We start from the raw sequence: 16,570 nt of genomic DNA, 5'->3' as shown, positions 1-16,570 counted from the left end.
GGCAGGGCCCGGCGCCCAGCCCCCGGGAGGGCGGACGGGCAGGTGCGCGCGGGCGCGGGGCGTCCGGCTGCATAGCGTGGGGGAATGAGCCTCCCATCCCTGTCCCTGCCCTCGCTCGTGCCCGTGACCCAGCCGCGCCGGTACGGGGAGTGGCGAGCGCTGTTCCGCACCCTCCCCACCCCCGCGCGCGACACGCTGCCGGGGCGCTACCGGGGAGAGCTGCTGGGGCCCGCCTGGTTCCAGGGCCTGGTGCGACAGGGGCTGGGGCTGCTGGGCTTGCGCGGCTGGTGGGGCAAGGACTTCGCGGCGGGAGGGCGCGACGGGGTGAACCTGGTGCGGCGCGAGGGGGGGCTTTCGCGCTCGGTGCCGCTGGTGCTGCGCGACGGCGTCTCTCGCGTGGACGGACGCGCCTCGCTCCAGGTGGAGTACCCGCGTGGGGCCGGCTGGCAGTGGCGTCCCTTCGTGGACGAGGTGCGCTGGCTGGAGGGGCACACGCTGCTGGCGATGACGCACCTGGAGCTGCCGCTGCTCCGCCACGTCATCATCCCCTTCCTCCTGCACCGCGAGCCCACGCTGCACTGAGGCGGACGAGCGGTGGCCCCGTGTCGGGCGGGAACGCCCACCCGTGAACATCCGCGGGGGACGGCTCGGACCTCCTCGCGCGCAAGTGCTCCCCAGGCAGGCCCGAGCGCATTACAGGGATGCCCCTCATGGGTGCTCTGTCGGAGAAGCGGAACGTGAAGCCGTCTCAAACCTCTTCGTTGGGTGCATGGGTGGAGGCGGGCCCCCGGGTGCGCTGGCGGGTCTGGGCTCCCAGTCACTCGCGGGTCGAGGTGGTCCTGTTCGACGCGAAGGGCGCGCCGGGTCGCGCGCTGCCCATGACGCCGGAGGCGGATGGCTGCTTCGGCGCGGTGCTGGAGGGGCAGGGCGCGGGCGTGCGCTACAAGCTGCGCGTGGACGGGGAGGGCCCCTTCCCGGACCCGTGGTCGCGCTCGCAGCCGGAGGGCGTGCATGGCCCGTCCGAGGTGGTGACGGCGGACTTCGCGTGGACGGACGCGGGCTGGGAGGGCGTGGAGCCCCGCTCGCTCGTCCTGTACGAGGTGCACGTGGGCACCGCCACGCCCGAGGGCACCTTCGAGGCGCTCATCCCCCGGCTGCCCGAACTCAAGCAGCTGGGCATCACCGCGCTGGAGCTGATGCCGGTGGCGAGCTTCCCCGGCCGTCACAACTGGGGCTACGACGGCGTGGACCTCTTCGCGCCGGCCCAGGTGTACGGGGGACCCCAGGGGCTGCGCCGCCTGGTGGACGCCGCGCACGCAGCGGGGCTCGCGGTGATGCTGGACGCCGTCTACAACCACTTCGGCCCGGACGGGAACTACCTGCGGGCCTTCTCGCCGCACTACTTCACCGGCCGCCACCACACGCCGTGGGGCGACGCGGTGAACTACGACGGCGAGCACAGCCGTTTGGTGCGGGAGATGGTGCTCGCCAACGTGGAGATGTGGATTCGCGACTACCACCTGGACGGCCTGCGGCTGGACGCGGCGCACGCCATCGTCGACGACGGCACGCCCCACCTGCTCACCGAAATCTCCGAGCGCGCCCGCGCCAGCGCTCCGGGCCGCCGCGTGGTGCTCATCGCCGAGGACGAGCGCAACGAGCGCAAGCTGATGCTGCCCGCATCCGAGGGCGGCCACGGCCTGGACGGCGTCTGGGCGGATGACTTCCATCACCAGATGCGCCGCGCCTTCGCGGGGGACTCGGAGAGCTACTACCAGGACTACACGGGCAGCGCGGAGGACCTGGCGCGCACGCTGGTGCGGGGCTGGTTCTACGAGGGCCAGCCGTCGAAGAACCTGGGCCACGCGCGCGGCACGAAGGCGGAGGGCCTGGAGCCGTGGCGCTTCGTGTACTGCATCCAGAACCATGACCAGGTGGGCAACCGCCCCCTGGGCGAGCGGCTGGGCCACGACGTGTCCCCGGCGGCCTTCCGCGCCATGAGCACGCTGCTGCTCGCGTCGCCGTACACGCCGCTGCTGTTCATGGGCCAGGAGTGGAACGCGAGCACGCCGTTCCTCTACTTCACGGACCACCACGCGGAGCTGGGGCGGCTCGTCACGGAGGGACGCCGTCGCGAGTTCGCCGGCTTCTCGCGCTTCGCGGGCGAGGAGGTCCCCGACCCGCAGGCCCAGGACACCTTCACGCGCTCCCGGCTCGACTGGAGCGAGGCCCAGCGGCCCGAGCACGCGGGCGTGCTGGCCCTGTACCGCGAGCTGCTCGCGCTGCGTGCCTCGGACCCCACGCTCACGGACGCGCGCCGGGGCACCTATGACGCTCGCGCGGTGGGCCCGGACGCGCTGGTGCTGGAGCGGCGCGGCGGAGGCCAGGTGCTCCAGGTGCTGGTGGCCCTGCGCGGCGAGGTGGAGCACGCGGTGCCCGCCGACGCCCAGGTGGTGCTGTGGAGCGACGCGCCGCGCTTCGGCGGGGACGTGTCGGCCTCGCCGCTCACCGGCGGCACGCTCCGGCTGCGCGGCCCCGGCGCCGTCGTCGTGCGATACGCGGATGCGAAGCGGGGCTGACCGCCCGTGAAGTCCCACGGGGGCACCGCGCGCTGACGCGGTGCTTCCTCGTGTGGGCGCCAGGGAAGCAGGTGACAGGCGCGCCGATGGGCCCCATCAGGGCGGCGCGTCATGGCCTTACGAGGGGCCTTGCCGGTGTCGACAGGGGGGCCCTCCCGTGCTCAGCATCGCGGCCATGAACGTCCTGAACGTCCAGACCGCCACCGAGTCCTCCGACCGCATCTGGGAGAAGGAGATCCTCCCGGCGCTCGAGCGCTACATCCGCATCCCGAACAAGTCGCCCGCCTTCGACCCGGACTGGGTGAAGGCCGGACACATGGAAGCCGCGGTGCAGCTCATCGTGGAGTGGTGCCGCGCGCAGGCCCCGCACCTGCCCGGCCTCACGCTGGAGGTCATCCGCCTCAAGAACGAGCAGGGCGCGGAGCGCACGCCGGTCATCTACATGGAGGTGCCGGGCACCAAGGGGGACGACACCGTCCTCATGTACGGCCACCTGGACAAGCAGCCGGAGATGACGGGCTGGCGCGAGGGCCTGACGCCGTGGACCCCCGTGCGCGAGGGCGACAAGCTCTACGGCCGAGGCGGCGCGGATGACGGCTACTCGGCGTTCGCGTCCCTGGCGGCGCTGCGCCTGTTGCGCGAGCAGGGCGTGGGCCACGCGCGCACGGTCATCCTCATCGAGGCGTGCGAGGAGAGCGGCAGCTACGACTTGCCGGCGTACATCGAGGCGCTGGCGCCGCGCATCGGCAAGCCGTCGCTGGTGGTGTGCCTGGACTCGGGCTGCGCCAACTACGACCAGCTCTGGATGACCACGTCGCTGCGCGGCATGGTGGCCGGCAACCTGCGCGTGGACGTGCTCACGGAAGGCGTGCACTCCGGTGACGCCAGCGGAATCGTGGCGTCGAGCTTCCGCGTGCTGCGCCAGGTGCTCTCGCGCGTGGAGGACGAGTCCACGGGCCGCGTGAAGGTGGACGGCCTGCACGTGGAGATTCCGAAGGAGCGCCGCGAGCAGGCGAGCGCCGCGGCGAAGGTGCTGGGCGAGGAGGTCTTCGGCAAGTTCCCCTGGGTGTCCGGCATGAAGCCCATGTCCGAGGACGGCGCGGAGCTGGTGCTCAACCGCACCTGGCGTCCGGCGCTGTCGGTGACGGGCGTGGACGGCCTGCCGCCCCTGCAGAGCGCGGGCAATGTGCTGCGGCCCTTCACCACGGTGAAGCTGTCCATGCGCATCCCCCCGCGCCTGGAGCCGAAGGCGGCGCAGAAGGCGCTCAAGGACGCGCTGGAGCAGGACCCGCCGTACCAGGCCAAGGTGTCCTTCGAGGGTGACAAGGCCAGCATCGGCTGGGACGCGCCGCCGCTGGCCAGCTGGCTGTCGCGCGCGGTGGAGTCCGCGTCCGGCACGTACTTCGGCCGGCCCGCCATGGCCATGGGCGAGGGCGGCACCATCCCCTTCATGGGCATGCTGGGCGAGCGCTTCCCGGAGGCGCAGTTCCTCATCACCGGCCTGCTGGGCCCGGGCAGCAACGCGCACGGCCCCAACGAGTTCCTGCACATCCCCACCGGCAAGAAGCTCACCTGCTGCGTGGCCAGCGTCATCGCGGACCACTTCCAGCGCTAGGCCCCGCCTCCGCCGGCGCGTGGCCCCCGCCGCTCCCCGCACCTGGGAGCGGCGGTGCGGGGCCCGCCTTTCGAAGCCCCGTCCCACGCCGACTCCAGGGCGCATCGATACATCCACCGAGACATCCGCCTCCGACCCGGGGGAGGGGCGTCGAGGTGTGTCTGTCTTCCAGCGCCCGTTCCACGAGACACGCGTGGATGCGTGGTTGCGAGGGATTGTCCCGAAGTCCTATCACCCGGCCCGCGCATCCAGATGGATTCACGGCGTTCGGGTCCGTGCTTCCCGACGAGCAGCGGTCTCGTCGGAGTCTGGTGGCGTGTGTCTTTTCACCCGAATGGACAGTCATCCAAGCAACGGAGCCAAGCGAATGAACGCCAGCAGGTCGCCCGTGGTCAGCACGAAGGAAGGGCAGGTGCAGGGTCTGGTGGAGGGCCCGGTCTTCGTCTTCAAGGGGATTCCCTACGCGCAGCCGCCGGTGGGCAACCTGCGCTGGAGGGCGCCGCAGCGGGCCCAGCCGTGGCGTCACATCCTGGATGCATCCGAGTACGGCCCGGCCTCCATGCAGTCGAGGCAGGCTTGCATCGAGTCCGGCGGCGGGGACCCCGGGGAGCCGGACGAGAACTGCCTGCACCTCAACGTCTGGACGCCGAAGCTGGACGCGGACGCGAAGCTGCCCGTGGTGGTGTGGCTCCACGGCGGCGCCTTCGTGCTCGGCGCCTCGCGCTTCGAGGCCTACGACGGCTCGCCGCTGGCGATGAAGAACGTGGTGGTCGTCACCCTCAACTACCGCCTGGGCCACCTGGGCTTCTTCGCGCACCCGAAGCTGCAGGAAGAGCAGCCGAACGGCCCCGCCAACTTCGGGCTCCTGGACCAGATGCTCGCGCTGGAGTGGGTGAAGGACAACATCGCCTTGTTCGGCGGGGACGCCGGCAATGTCACCCTCATGGGCGAGTCCGCGGGCGCCAAGAGCGTGCTGGCCCTCTACTGCTCACCGCTCATGCGCGGCCGGGACCTGTTCCACCGGGGCGTGGCCATGAGCTCGTATGTGCTCGCGGAGAAGCCCCTGGCGGACGCGAGATACTGCGGCGAGGCCACCGCCCAGCGGCTGGGCCTGGACTGGCACGAGGTCTCCATGGAGAAGCTGCGGGCCCTCCCCGCGGAGCGCTTCTGGCCGCTGCCGTCGGACGTGAACAACGCCCCCTGCCCCATCGCGGGGGACTCCGTGCTGCCCCTGGGCATCCGGGAGACCTTCCTGGCCGGGGAGCAGTTGGACCTGCCGCTCGTCATCGGCAACACCAGCGATGATTCCAGCGTGGTGGCCTCCTTCGGCATCGACCCGGGCACCATCCTGGAGAAGCTCGGCGGGCTCGCGGACACGGTTCGCGCGCTGTACGGAAAGCAGCTGGGGGACCGGGAGATTGGCCGGAGGATGTGTCGCGACTTCGTGTTCGCCGTGCTGCCGCGCTACCTGGCCACGCTCCACGCGTCCCGCGGCAACCCGGTGTGGCGCTACGCCTTCGACTACACCGCGGAGATGCTGCGCCCCCGCAGCCCGAACGGTGTGCCCCACGGCCAGGAGATTCCGTTCTTCCTCGGGACGACGGAGCTGGGCCCGCCGAACCAGGGGTTCATGAATGACAAGGACAGGGCCTGGGCCGGCCACATGCTCGACGCCATCGTCCGCTTCGCGCGCGACGAGAAGCCGGGGAGCGTGGGCGGCGTCGACTGGCACGAGCACACCCAGGAGGCGGACCGGCTGCTGCGGCTCGCGCCCACGGTGACGGTGGAGACGGACTTCGACAAGGCCATCCTCGACGTGGCCACGCTGTGCATCCCCCTCATCGATGCCTTCGCCAAGCCCAAGCCCCCGGCGATGCCTCGGGGGGCCGCGGGCGGCTCGAAGGGCGCCACCTCCACCGCCGCGAAGAGCAAGGGGCGGCCCCAGGCCACCCCTTGAGTTTCACGCGGGGATGAGGCGGGCCGTCAGCGGCCCGTCTTGATGCCCAGGTTGCCGCTCGGGGTGCCCCCGGGCGGCCGCTTCGTGGTGCCAGGGGACTTGCCGCCCTGGCGCCGCAGCTCCAGGCGCAGCTCGTCGTCCGCGGCGGAGACCTCGCGCGTCACCGGCTCGTAGCCCGCGAGCGCGAGCGTCACCGACACGATGGGCGCGCCCTTCTCCAGCGCCAGCTTCATGGGCGTCACGCCGCGCTCCTCGCCGGCGATGCTCACCGTGGCGCCGGGCGGCTCGGTGATGACGGGCAGCTCCACCGTCTTCACCGGCTCCACGGGCGGCGGCTTCGTGGGCTGCGCGGGCGGCTTCTCCGGCTCCACCACCACGGCCTGCACGGGCGGCTTCTCCGCCGGCGGGGTGACGCTCGCGGGGCCGCGCAGGAAGACGATGGCGGCGCCGGCCACCAGCAGGGCCGCGCTCACGACGATGACGGGCACCCACGGCAAGCGCCTGGGCTCCACCACGCGCTCCATGGGCGAGGTGCCCCGCGTGCGGTCCTGCACCACGGGCCCGCCCACCGCGGCGGCCACGGCCTGACGCGAGCGCGTGCCCGGCGTGACGTTGCGCTGCTGGCGCGAGGCCGACGTGCGCGCGCCCTGCGCGGAGGGGCCCACGCCGCTCAACGACGAGTTGGAGCGCGAGTCCAGGTCCGCGTCCTCGGCCAGCTGGTCCAGCTTCGCCGGGTCCGTCTCCGTGGAGATGCGCTCGTTGTAGAGCTCGCGCAGGTACGCGGACAGGTGCGCGCTGCTCGTGGGCAGCCGCAGGTTGAGCGCGTAGTCCTCCAGCGCCAGCCGGAACGCGCCGCAGTCCGGGTAGCGCTCCTCGGGCGTGGGCGCCAGGGCCTTGAGCACCACCTCATCCAGCCCCGGTGGCAGCTTGGGGTTCAGCTGCGAGGGCCTGGGCACCTGGCAGTCCTTCACCAGCCGCAGCGTCATCAGGTCGGAGTCGCCCTTGAACAGCCGCTTGCCGGTGAGCAGCTCCCACATCACCACGCCCAGGGCGAACAAGTCGCTGCGCGCGTCGATGGCCAGGCCGCTCGCCTGCTCCGGGGACATGTAGGGGTACTTCCCCTTCAGCACACCCGTGGCGGTGTTGGCGCTGCTGGTGGCCGCCTTGGCCACACCGAAGTCGATGACCTTCACCCCGCCGTCGAAGCCGACCAGGATGTTCTGCGGGGACACGTCGCGGTGCACCAGCCGCATGGGCCGGCCTTGTGGGTCTCTTGCCTGGTGCGCGTAGTGCAGCCCCGCGGCCGCGTCCGCGATGATGCGCAGGATGAGGCCCACCGACAGGGGCTTGCCCTGGGTCCGGGAGAACTTCTCCAGCCGCCGCACGTCGTCGCCCTGGACGTACTCCATGGCGAGACAGTGACGCCCTTCAATCTGCGTCAGGTCGAGGATGGTGATGAGGTTGGGGTGGGTGAGACGGGCCACCAGCCCGGCCTCGTCCAGGAACATGGACAAGAACTCATCGTCCTCCGCCAGGTGCGGGAGGATGAGCTTGAGGACCACCAGCCGCTCGAATCCCGTGCCGTGCTCACGGGCCAGGAACACCTGGCCCATTCCGCCCGACGCAATCTTCCGCAGCAACTCGTACTTACCGAATGGCACCGCCATGATGTGTCCGGGAGGATATCTCCCTTTCTCACCGTGCGGGAAATGGCCAGTCGTCTGTCACCCCACATTGACGGAATGGGGTGAAGGTCCGGGTGGGTCTCATGCCTTCATCCGGTAGCCCGAACGGAGCACGAAGTAAACGGCGGCGGTGGCCACCAGCGCGACGCCCGCGAGGATTCCGGCGCCCAGCGCGGGGGAGAACATGCTCTTGCCGAGCATGCCGTAGCGCAGCCCCTCCACCATGTAGACCATGGGGTTGAAGAGGCTGATGGTGCTCCAGGGCGCGGGCAATTCGCGCACCGAATAGAAGACGCCGCCCAGGAACGTGAGGGGCAACATCACGAAGGTGGGGAAGAAGTTGATCTGCTCGAACTTCTCCGCCCACACGGCAGCGAGCAGGCCCAGCACGCTGAAGACGTAGGAGGCGATGAGCAGGAAGTAGGCGGCCACCCACGCGTGCTCCAGGCTGAAGCCGGTGAACAGGCCGGCCACGGCCCAGGTGAGGCCACCGACGACGAGGCCGCGCACCATGGCGCCGCCGATGAAGCCCGCCATCAGCTCGCCGGGGCCCAGCGGGGCCACGAGCAGGTCCACCACGGTGCCCTGGATCTTCGTGATGAACAGCGACGAGGAGCTGTTGAGGAAGGCGTTGTTGGCGATGCCGAGGAAGACCAGGCCCGGCACGATGAAGTGCAGGTACGGCGAGCCCTCCACCTCGGCGACGCGGCCGGAGATGGAGTAGCCGAAGACGATGAAATACAGCGTGGTGCTGATGAGCGGAGAGAGGACCGTCTGCCCCGGCACGCGCATGAAGCGCCGGACCTCCTTCACGAACAGCGTCTGCATCCCGAGGACGTTCATGGTGGTGTCATGGCGGCGCGGCCCCGAGGCGTCGCCTTGGGAAGGCGCGTCCTCGTGGGCGGGCGCGAGAAAGGGGTGGGGTCAGGCGGCCTGGGGCGAGGGACGACCGCGGAGGACTTCCAGGAGGACATCCTCGAGGCGCGAGCGGCGCGTCTCCACGTCGGCGATGGGGAGCCCCTCCGCGTACAGCACGCGCAGCAAGTCCCCCGCGGGGGCCACGCCCTCGCGCTCGACGTAGGTGAGCGAACGGCCGTCCTCGGACAGGCGCGAGGTGAAGCGGCGCGCGGCCTCCGACAGGCTGGACTGCGGCTCGGTGAAGCTGACGACGACGCGCTTCTCGCCGAAGCGGCGCAAGAGCGTGGCCTTGTCCTCCACCATGAGCAGGCGGCCCTCGTTGATGATGCCCACGCGGTCGGCCAGCTCCTCCGCCTCCTCCAGGTAGTGGGTGGTGAGGACGATGGTGGTGCCCTCGGAGGCCAGCTTGCGCACGTACGTCCAGAGGTCGCGGCGCAGCTCCACGTCCACGCCCGCGGTGGGCTCGTCGAGGAACACCAGCCTGGGCTTGTGCACCAGGGCCTTGGCGATGAGCAGGCGGCGCTTCATGCCGCCGGACAAGGCGCGCGTGAGCGAGTCCTTCTTGCCTTGGAGGTTGAGCGCGGTGAGCACCTCGTCCACGCGGGCCTCGTCCTGCTTCTGGCCGTAGAAGCCCTGCTGGATGCGCAGGGACTCCGCCACGGTGAAGAACGGGTCGAAGTTGATCTCCTGCGGCACCAGGCCCACCTGGTAGCGCGGGCCCACGCTGTCCTGGTCCAGGTCCTGGCCGAAGACGCGGATGGTGCCGGCCGTCTTGCGGACCAGGCCGCACACGCTGCCGATCATCGTCGTCTTGCCGGCGCCGTTGGGGCCGAGCAGCGCGAAGATCTCCCCTGCCCGGATGGTGAGGTCCATCTGCTGCAAGGCGGTGAAGTCGCCGTAGCGCTTGGTGAGTCCCTGGAGCTCCAGGGCGGGGGTGGGGGTCGACATGGCGCCGCCTCGTGTAACACCTTCGATGGCGGGGCGCTTGGCTTGTGAGAGCCCGCATGCGCCCGGGGATGACGAGGTGTGTCGTGTCGACCCTCACCCCGCGAGGAGGCGGCGTGCCTTGCGCCCTCGGGAGAGGGACGGCGCGTCCGGGCGCCCTGTCACACCGTGCAGGGGAAGAAGACGTCCGTGGTGACGGAGGCGCCCGCGGAGTCCCAGACGATGTACTGGACGTGGGCCTGGAGGCCGGCGGTGCAGCGGCCGTTGGCGCGCGACAGCACGTCGCCCATGGGCAGCATGGTGAGGATGGTGGCGTTGCTGACGCCGACCCAGTTGAAGCCGTAGGGCGGGGTGCCGCCGCTGATGATGCCCTCGCACGTGAAGGTGGGGCGTCCGAAGCCCTGCATGTTGCAGGAATGGATGGTGCCGGTGAGCGTCGTCAAAGGCTGCTCGCCCTGGGTGGGGGCGGGCGTGTCCTGGGCGACCTCGGGGCCTTGGCAGGCACACAGGAGCAGGGGGACGGCGAACAGGGGAAGGCGGCGCATGGCGACCTCGGGGGTGCGAAGTGGGTCGTGGTGCCGGACGCGATGAGCCTGGGAGCCAAGCACGGCGGGGTGGAGAGGGGAAGGTGAGGCGGGCAGTGGACTTCCGCCGAGGGGCGGGACGCTCTCGCCTTGAGTGCGTTGTTCCACCCTGGTATCCGCGAGCCCCCACCCGCTCAGAGCAGGAAGCCCCAGATGGCCCAGAATTTCATCTTCACGATGCAGGACCTGCGCAAGGTCAAGAACGGCAAGGAGATCCTCAAGGGCATCTACCTGTCGTTCTTCCCCGGCGCGAAGATTGGCGTCATCGGTCCGAACGGCTCCGGCAAGTCGACGCTCCTGCGCATCATGGCGGGCGTGGACACGGAGTTCTTCGGCGTGGCCAAGCCGGACCCGGGCGCGAAGGTCGGCTACCTGGCACAGGAGCCGCAGCTGGACCCGTCGCTGGACGTGAAGGGCAACGTGGAGCTGGGCCTGAGGGAGATTCGCGCCTCGCTGGACCGCTTCAACGAGGTCAGCGCGAAGTTCGCCGAGCCCATGAGCGACGCGGAGATGGAGAAGCTCCTGGCCGAGCAGGGCCGGCTGCAGGACGCCATCGACGCGGTGAACGGCTGGGAGCTGGACCGCACCATCGAGATGGCCATGGACGCGCTGCGGCTGCCGCCGGGCGACGCGGACGTGACGAAGCTGTCCGGCGGTGAGAAGCGCCGCGTGGCGCTGTGCCGCATCCTGCTGGAGAAGCCGGACCTGCTCCTGCTCGACGAGCCCACCAACCACCTGGACGCGGAGAGCGTCGCGTGGCTGGAGCAGGCGCTCAAGGAGTACAAGGGCACCATCGTCTGCATCACCCACGACCGGTACTTCCTGGACAACGCGGCCGAGTGGATCCTGGAGCTGGACCGCGGCGAGGGGGTGCCCTGGAAGGGCAACTACTCCAGCTGGCTGGACCAGAAGCAGAAGCGGCTGGAGCTGGAGGAGAAGTCGGAGAGCCACCGCCAGAAGACGCTCAAGCGCGAGCTGGAGTGGGTGCGCCAGTCGCCCAAGGCCCGCCAGGCCAAGAGCAAGGCGCGCATCGCGGCGTACGAGGAGCTGCTCAACCAGGGCCAGGAGAAGCGCGACGCCACGGGCGAGGTCATCATCCCGCCCGCGCCCCGCCTGGGCGGGCTGGTGGTGGAGGCCAAGGGCCTGCGCAAGGCGTACGGCGACCGGCTGCTCATCGACGACCTGAGCTTCAAGCTGCCGCCGGGCGGCATCGTGGGCGTCATCGGCCCCAACGGCGCGGGCAAGACGACGTTGTTCCGGATGATGACGGGCACGGAGAAGCCCGACGCGGGCGAGCTGAAGATTGGCGAGACGGTGGTGATGGCCTACGTGGACCAGAGCCGCGACGCGCTCAACGGCGACAACAGCGTGTTCGACGAGGTCAGCGGCGGGCTGGACCACCTGGACCTGGGCCGCGCGGGCCAGGTGCCCAGCCGCGCGTACCTGGCGGGCTTCGCCTTCAAGGGCCAGGACCAGCAGAAGCGCGTGAAGGACCTGTCCGGCGGCGAGCGCAACCGCGTGCACCTGGCGAAGATGCTCAAGAGCGGCGGCAACCTGTTGCTGCTCGACGAGCCCACGAACGACCTGGACGTGGAGACGCTGCGCAGCCTGGAGGACGCGCTCTTGAGCTTCGCGGGCTGCGCGGTGGTCATCAGCCACGACCGCTGGTTCCTGGACCGCATCGCCACGCACATCCTCGCGTTCGAGGGGGACAGCAAGGCCTTCTTCTTCGAGGGCAACTTCGAGGACTACGAGGCGGACAAGAAGAAGCGCCTGGGCCCCGACGCCCTCAATCCGCACCGCATCCGCTACCGCCCCGTCTCCAAGTCCTGAGCGCCGGGCCGCGCGTGGGAAGGTCTCCCACTCTCTCCTGGTAGAGAGGGTGTGGAGACCTTTCCGTTCTTGATGTGGCTTCACGGGGGGTTCTAGCGTCCCGGCGCATGAACCTTCGACCCCGTGGGCTGTTGAGTGTGGTGGCTGTCGTGATGTTTGGACTGACGGCGTGCAACGCCGGGGACGTGAGCGAGGAGCAGGGCGCGCTCGAGTCCTCCGAGGCGGCGCTGTGCAGCGTGGAGCAGTCCTGTCCGAGCGGGATTCCGGTGACGTGCTCGTCGGCGGGCAGCACGTGCACCTCCAGCCCGGACAACGGCGGCTGGGTGGAGTGTGATGGCATTCGCACCTATTGCCCGCCCGCGTGTACGTGCGGGAGCACGCGCTACACGGCGACGCGCTCGGGTGAGGGCGCCACCTGCGGCGCGGCGATGAGCCAGGCGCGCACGCTGCTGACCTCCACGGTGGCGGCGAACTGCCCGGCGGGCGGCTGCAACATCTCCGACACCCTGGGCCAGTGCATCCCGCTGGGCCCCAACCGGACGGATGGCTTCCGCGCCAGCGTGACCCGGACCTACTCGTGCAAGGAGCCGGCGAACTGCCAGTAACCCCCGTGGCACCGCGACGGTCCCGGTTTGACTCATTCGTGACATTCATTGAGGTCGGAAACTTTGAATGTCGTGGGATTGAGTCGCCGGGACCTGTCGCTGGCTGTGGCGTCTTGAAGCGCCCGTGAGTGCTCGACGCTGATTTCAGTCAGACAGAACCTTTCGGCTGCTACTGCGTCACGTGCCTCGTCCGCCCGGGAAGTGTCGGCGTCCAGACAGACTCACTGTCGGCCAGAGCAGACACCCGACCCGCAAGTGATTGCAGGTGATTGGGTCAAAAAATAGTCGTGAGGCTGAAAATTGAGTGTGGCAATCAGGTCACGGGCTGTCCGGAATTCCCCAGATAATGCACCGCATTAACAGGCGGACAGGGGGTGCGGGAGCGCGTGGTTTCCCTCTGTAGGGGAAGGTGAATTTGGGTGGGTTCGCAACTTTGGGTGGGTGATCTGGAAAATCCGTTTGGCGTCTGTTGATGCGCTTTCCCGGCTGACAGCCATTGGGGAGGGGCGCGTCGGACCTCATAGGGAGCCATCCACATGTCTGTCAGGAACGTCAGCAACCGCGAGCGCGACACCCGCAGCTACAAGATCCAGGAGCGGGACACGCTCACGAAGATCGCCAAGCGCGAGGGCACCACGGTCGACGAGTTGGCCCGTCTCAACAACCTGGCGGACCCGAACAAGATTCGCGCGGGGGCCACCCTGCGGCTGCCCGGCCAGCAGGACGGCTTCGAGGCGGCGGCGTCCACGCAGAACAACCAGGGCCTGCGCCGCCAGCAGACACAGACCCCGGGCGACACCTTCGACGCGGGCACCACGGCGGCGGCGGGCATCACGTCCAACAACGTGTCCGGCACGCAGAACGGCTACCGCAACATCCAGGACCTGGGCGCCTTCACGCGCGGCGGCTCCAACTCCGAGGCGGCCATCATCGTCGGCACCTCCGAGGGCAACCGCCGCCCCGACGGCTCCACCACCTCCAGCTACGGTGGTCACACGGACCCGGGCAACGCGAAGCACAACCGCGGCTCGTTCTCCTACCAGGGCGGCGGTGCGCGCTCGCCCGAGCACGCGGACCAGATCTGGAACCGCGAGCTGACCAACGCCACCCCCGCCTACGAGCGCGCCGCTCGCGCCGCGGGCCTGGACCCGAACAACGCGCTGCTCGCGTCCACGTTCTTCGACCTGCACACCCAGTCGCCTCGCGCCGCGCAGAACTTCATCAACCGCGAGATGCCCAGGCTGGCCCAGGACCCGCGCGGCGTCACCCGCGACTCGCTCATCGACGCGCGCGTGAACGCGTACCGCAACGACCAGGGTGTCCTGCGCGCCGCGGGCTTCGACCACAGCGAGAGCCGCCTGCGCGCGGACCAGACGCGCCGCGAGACGGCGCTCGTGTCGGCGCTCGACGCGCGCGGCTACCGCACCGGCAACACCGACCAGGCCCAGCCGAGCAACGTCCCCATTCCCCAGCCGCGCCCGGTCTCCGAGCGCCCCACGTCGGACACGGTGCTGCCGGACAACGTGCCGATTCCCCGCCCGCGCCCGTCCTCGGAGCGCCCCGTCACCACGACCGGGGGCGCGACGCCCACGGACATGAGCGACACCGCGCAGGTCGCGGCGGCCACGGACCGGGCCGCGGTGCAGACGCGCACCCCGTGGATCAGCCAGTACGACGCCTCGCAGGTGGAGCGCGCGGGTGACAAGGCGTGCTTCCGCGCCGCCACCGCGATGGCCCGCCAGGCCGGCGCCAACGTGACGAGCGTCGACCAGCGCATCCAGGTCGCCACCAGCGAGGGCCCCAACGGAATCACGGTGGACCGCGCGGCGGCGGAGCGCGGGCGCAACTACATCGACCAGCAGCTGGCCGCGGGCAAGCCGGTGGTCGTGGGCGTCAACCACAAGACGGGCCGCAACGTCGGCAACGCGGACGGCATCACGGACCACTTCGTGGTCATCACCGGCCGCGGCACGGACGCGCAGGGCCGCACCTACTACACGTTCAACGACCCGGCGACCCGCAACCAGAGCCGCGGCGCGGACACCAACGCGAACAACCGCTTCTACGTGGACCCCAACACGGGCAACCTCACCCGCCCCGGTCCTCGCGACGGCTACGTGGTCGGCCGCCAGTTCGACGTGACGATGGTCCGCCCGAACGCGTAATCACCCGCATCGCATGGACGAAGACAGCCCGGCGGCCCCTGGTGGGTCGACCGGGCTGTTCCATGTCCAGGGCCGAGGGACGAGCCTCGCCGTGACGAGGTCTGGCCCCCGCCTCGCGCCCGGTGTGGGGGCAAGCGGCGCGGCACGAGCTCGGCCCGGCTCCGCGGGAGCACCTCGCCGCGAGAAGCTTGACCCTGCTCAGGGCGAGCACCTCGCCGCGAGGAGGCCGAACGTCGGGGCCCGACGCGCGCGCCGTGCGGCGCGCCTCCGTCACCTCGGGGAGGGTCGCCGTTCCGGAGAGGGCGCGACCTGCTCCCCGGACTCCACGCTCACGGCGAGCGGCGCGAGGCGAGCGCGCCCCTCAGCTCCCGCACCTCCGCGAGCAGCTCCTTCGCGGCCGCCACGGGGGACGTCGTGGCGACGGGCTCCTCGGGCCGCGTGATGAGCTCCGAGGACTCGCCCAGGCCCGTGTCGCGGTGCATCCGCACGCGCTCCAGGATGGCGTCCCGAATCGCCTCGGGGTCGCTCACGCCTCGAAATCGCGCCTCGTGCAGGTGCTCGGCCGGGTCCAGGTCCGCATCGTTGCCGCGCGCGCCGCTGCCGCCACCCGCCGTCTCCACCTTCACGTCCGCGATGCCCAGCAGCCGCTGGAGCGGGTTCTGCTGGATGGAGATCTGCTGGATGTTGGCGAACGTCATCGTCTTCTCGCGCAGCGACATGACGCCCTCGTGCACGCGCAGGCTGCGGTCCGTGAGCGCGTACCAGCGCAGCTCGTAGTCCAGCCGGATGACGAAGAAGCTCACCGGGAACATCACCAGGTAGCCCACCCACACGAACGCCTCGAGCGCGTACATGACCGGCCGGGTGTACGGGAAGTCGAGGATCATCGGCACCCAGCGGCTGATGAACAACCAGCCCACCACCGTGCCCGCGAGCACGCCCACCTGCTTGAGCGCGAGCAGCACCCGCCGGTAGTTCAGGTACGCGGGCGCCGCGTTGAACACCCGCACCGTGCCCTCGGGGAGCTGGCGCTCGGAGGGCACCTTCAACCAGCGCAGCAGCCATGCATGGGGCACGTCAGCCATTCGTCTTCTCCGGGGTGACGGCGGGCGTGCCCAGCTCCTGTCTCAGCGCGCGCACCTCGGCGGCGACCTCGCGCAGCGCGGCGGCCAGCGCCTCCGACTCACCGGACACCAGCGCTGCGGGCTTCACCTGCGCGTCCGCCTTCGTGTCCCGGGCCCCGCGCATCTTCGAGTAGAGCAGGTCTCTCATCGCCTCGAAGTCCTGCACGCCCTCGATGGTGATCTCCGCCTGGGCGCTGCCGCTGGCCGTCTGGATGAGGATGCGCGCGAGCCCCAGCCATCGCTCCACCACGTGGCTGGACAGGTGGATGTCCTGGATGCGCGCGTACGTGAGCGACACCTCGCGGCGGAAGAGGATGCCCCACCGCATGGTGATGCCCTCCTCGTCCAGTTCGTAGCGCAGCGTGCGGTACTTGAAGTACCGGATGAGCGCGAGGATGGGGAAGCCCGGCCCCGCCAGCAGCGAGCCCAGCAGGTAGTTGGCCAGGAGGTTCTGGTGGGGCTGGAGCACCACCGGCAGCTTCCACGGTGAGGCCGCTTTCGCGGGCGTCATCGCGTGCTGGGGCGGGCGCGAGGAGGTGGCGGGTCCGCCAGGAATCATG

The 16,570-nt window shown here is 70.3% G+C and carries 13 protein-coding genes; 7 read left to right on the top strand and 6 right to left on the bottom strand.

Translation table 11 applies throughout. The features are described 5' to 3' along the window. Nucleotides 1–84 precede the first annotated feature (84 nt). The 4 genes from OWM54_RS18205 (at nt 85) to OWM54_RS18190 (ending at nt 6,151) form a co-directional block, all read left to right on the top strand. Nucleotides 85–582, top strand: coding sequence for a hypothetical protein (locus tag OWM54_RS18205; RefSeq protein ID WP_223749822.1), 498 nt, complete (start codon nt 85–87; stop codon nt 580–582). 128 nt (nt 583–710) lie between these two features. After that, the gene (gene treZ, locus OWM54_RS18200) at nt 711–2,579 is read left to right on the top strand and encodes a malto-oligosyltrehalose trehalohydrolase (RefSeq protein WP_370640401.1); all 1,869 of its coding nucleotides are present in this window, start codon (nt 711–713) and stop codon (nt 2,577–2,579) included. Nucleotides 2,580–2,754: 175 nt separating this feature from the next. After that, entirely contained in the window at nt 2,755–4,194 is a 1,440-nt protein-coding gene (locus OWM54_RS18195; protein WP_223749824.1) for a M20 family metallopeptidase, read from the top strand. Between the two features lie 367 nt (nt 4,195–4,561). Next, nucleotides 4,562–6,151, top strand: coding sequence for a carboxylesterase/lipase family protein (locus OWM54_RS18190; RefSeq protein WP_267698327.1), 1,590 nt, complete (start codon nt 4,562–4,564; stop codon nt 6,149–6,151). Between the two features lie 26 nt (nt 6,152–6,177). On the opposite strand, the gene OWM54_RS18185 is transcribed toward OWM54_RS18190, so the two are convergent. From OWM54_RS18185 to OWM54_RS18170, 4 genes are all read right to left on the bottom strand, one after another. Next, nucleotides 6,178–7,818, bottom strand: a complete 1,641-nt coding sequence (locus OWM54_RS18185) for a serine/threonine protein kinase (RefSeq protein WP_267698326.1) — start codon at nt 7,816–7,818, stop codon at nt 6,178–6,180. Nucleotides 7,819–7,917: 99 nt separating this feature from the next. Continuing rightward, nucleotides 7,918–8,679 carry an ABC transporter permease gene (locus OWM54_RS18180; RefSeq protein ID WP_223749827.1) on the bottom strand — a complete coding sequence of 254 codons (762 nt, stop codon included), beginning with the start codon at nt 8,677–8,679 and terminating at the stop codon, nt 7,918–7,920. Nucleotides 8,680–8,760: 81 nt separating this feature from the next. After that, nucleotides 8,761–9,702, bottom strand: a complete 942-nt coding sequence (locus OWM54_RS18175; RefSeq protein WP_267698325.1) for an ABC transporter ATP-binding protein — start codon at nt 9,700–9,702, stop codon at nt 8,761–8,763. Between the two features lie 158 nt (nt 9,703–9,860). Continuing rightward, nucleotides 9,861–10,244 carry a hypothetical protein gene (locus tag OWM54_RS18170; protein ID WP_223749829.1) on the bottom strand — a complete coding sequence of 128 codons (384 nt, stop codon included), beginning with the start codon at nt 10,242–10,244 and terminating at the stop codon, nt 9,861–9,863. Between the two features lie 192 nt (nt 10,245–10,436). Between OWM54_RS18170 and ettA the strand changes: the two genes are divergently transcribed. The 3 genes from ettA to OWM54_RS18155 all read left to right on the top strand — a co-directional run bounded on the left by ettA (nt 10,437) and on the right by OWM54_RS18155 (nt 14,886). Then, entirely contained in the window at nt 10,437–12,116 is a 1,680-nt protein-coding gene (ettA, locus tag OWM54_RS18165) for an energy-dependent translational throttle protein EttA (protein ID WP_223782303.1), read from the top strand. Nucleotides 12,117–12,268: 152 nt separating this feature from the next. After that, nucleotides 12,269–12,721: a hypothetical protein gene (locus OWM54_RS18160; RefSeq protein WP_223782304.1), complete on the top strand. Its 453-nt coding sequence runs from the start codon at nt 12,269–12,271 to the stop codon at nt 12,719–12,721. Nucleotides 12,722–13,257: 536 nt separating this feature from the next. Continuing rightward, a complete protein-coding gene (locus OWM54_RS18155; protein ID WP_223749832.1) occupies nt 13,258–14,886 on the top strand; it encodes a LysM peptidoglycan-binding domain-containing protein in 1,629 nt (542 codons plus the stop codon). 329 nt (nt 14,887–15,215) lie between these two features. Here OWM54_RS18155 and OWM54_RS18150 read toward each other — a convergent pair whose 3' ends face one another. Both OWM54_RS18150 and OWM54_RS18145 read right to left on the bottom strand, forming a co-directional pair. After that, nucleotides 15,216–15,971 carry a PH domain-containing protein gene (locus OWM54_RS18150; RefSeq protein WP_267698324.1) on the bottom strand — a complete coding sequence of 252 codons (756 nt, stop codon included), beginning with the start codon at nt 15,969–15,971 and terminating at the stop codon, nt 15,216–15,218. Beyond that, nucleotides 15,964–16,569, bottom strand: a complete 606-nt coding sequence (locus tag OWM54_RS18145; RefSeq protein WP_223749834.1) for a PH domain-containing protein — start codon at nt 16,567–16,569, stop codon at nt 15,964–15,966. Before OWM54_RS18145 ends, OWM54_RS18150 begins: the two co-directional genes overlap by 8 nt. Between the last annotated feature and the right edge of the window lies 1 nt (nt 16,570).

Source organism: Myxococcus sp. MISCRS1 (genome assembly GCF_026626605.1).
Taxonomy (GTDB): Bacteria; Myxococcota; Myxococcia; order Myxococcales; family Myxococcaceae; genus Myxococcus; species Myxococcus fulvus.
The sequence above is the reverse complement of the archived record's forward strand: the minus strand, read 5'-3'. Positions and strand labels throughout refer to the sequence as shown.

Coding starts and splice junctions, on each gene's coding strand:
- OWM54_RS18205 (WP_223749822.1), top strand. CDS start 85: ATGAGCCTCCCATCCCTGTCCCTGCCCTCGCTCGTGCCCGTGACCCAG.
- treZ (WP_370640401.1), top strand. CDS start 711: ATGGGTGCTCTGTCGGAGAAGCGGAACGTGAAGCCGTCTCAAACCTCT.
- OWM54_RS18195 (WP_223749824.1), top strand. CDS start 2,755: ATGAACGTCCTGAACGTCCAGACCGCCACCGAGTCCTCCGACCGCATC.
- OWM54_RS18190 (WP_267698327.1), top strand. CDS start 4,562: ATGAACGCCAGCAGGTCGCCCGTGGTCAGCACGAAGGAAGGGCAGGTG.
- OWM54_RS18185 (WP_267698326.1), bottom strand. CDS start 7,818: ATGGCGGTGCCATTCGGTAAGTACGAGTTGCTGCGGAAGATTGCGTCG.
- OWM54_RS18180 (WP_223749827.1), bottom strand. CDS start 8,679: ATGAACGTCCTCGGGATGCAGACGCTGTTCGTGAAGGAGGTCCGGCGC.
- OWM54_RS18175 (WP_267698325.1), bottom strand. CDS start 9,702: ATGTCGACCCCCACCCCCGCCCTGGAGCTCCAGGGACTCACCAAGCGC.
- OWM54_RS18170 (WP_223749829.1), bottom strand. CDS start 10,244: ATGCGCCGCCTTCCCCTGTTCGCCGTCCCCCTGCTCCTGTGTGCCTGC.
- ettA (WP_223782303.1), top strand. CDS start 10,437: ATGGCCCAGAATTTCATCTTCACGATGCAGGACCTGCGCAAGGTCAAG.
- OWM54_RS18160 (WP_223782304.1), top strand. CDS start 12,269: ATGTTTGGACTGACGGCGTGCAACGCCGGGGACGTGAGCGAGGAGCAG.
- OWM54_RS18155 (WP_223749832.1), top strand. CDS start 13,258: ATGTCTGTCAGGAACGTCAGCAACCGCGAGCGCGACACCCGCAGCTAC.
- OWM54_RS18150 (WP_267698324.1), bottom strand. CDS start 15,971: ATGGCTGACGTGCCCCATGCATGGCTGCTGCGCTGGTTGAAGGTGCCC.
- OWM54_RS18145 (WP_223749834.1), bottom strand. CDS start 16,569: ATGATTCCTGGCGGACCCGCCACCTCCTCGCGCCCGCCCCAGCACGCG.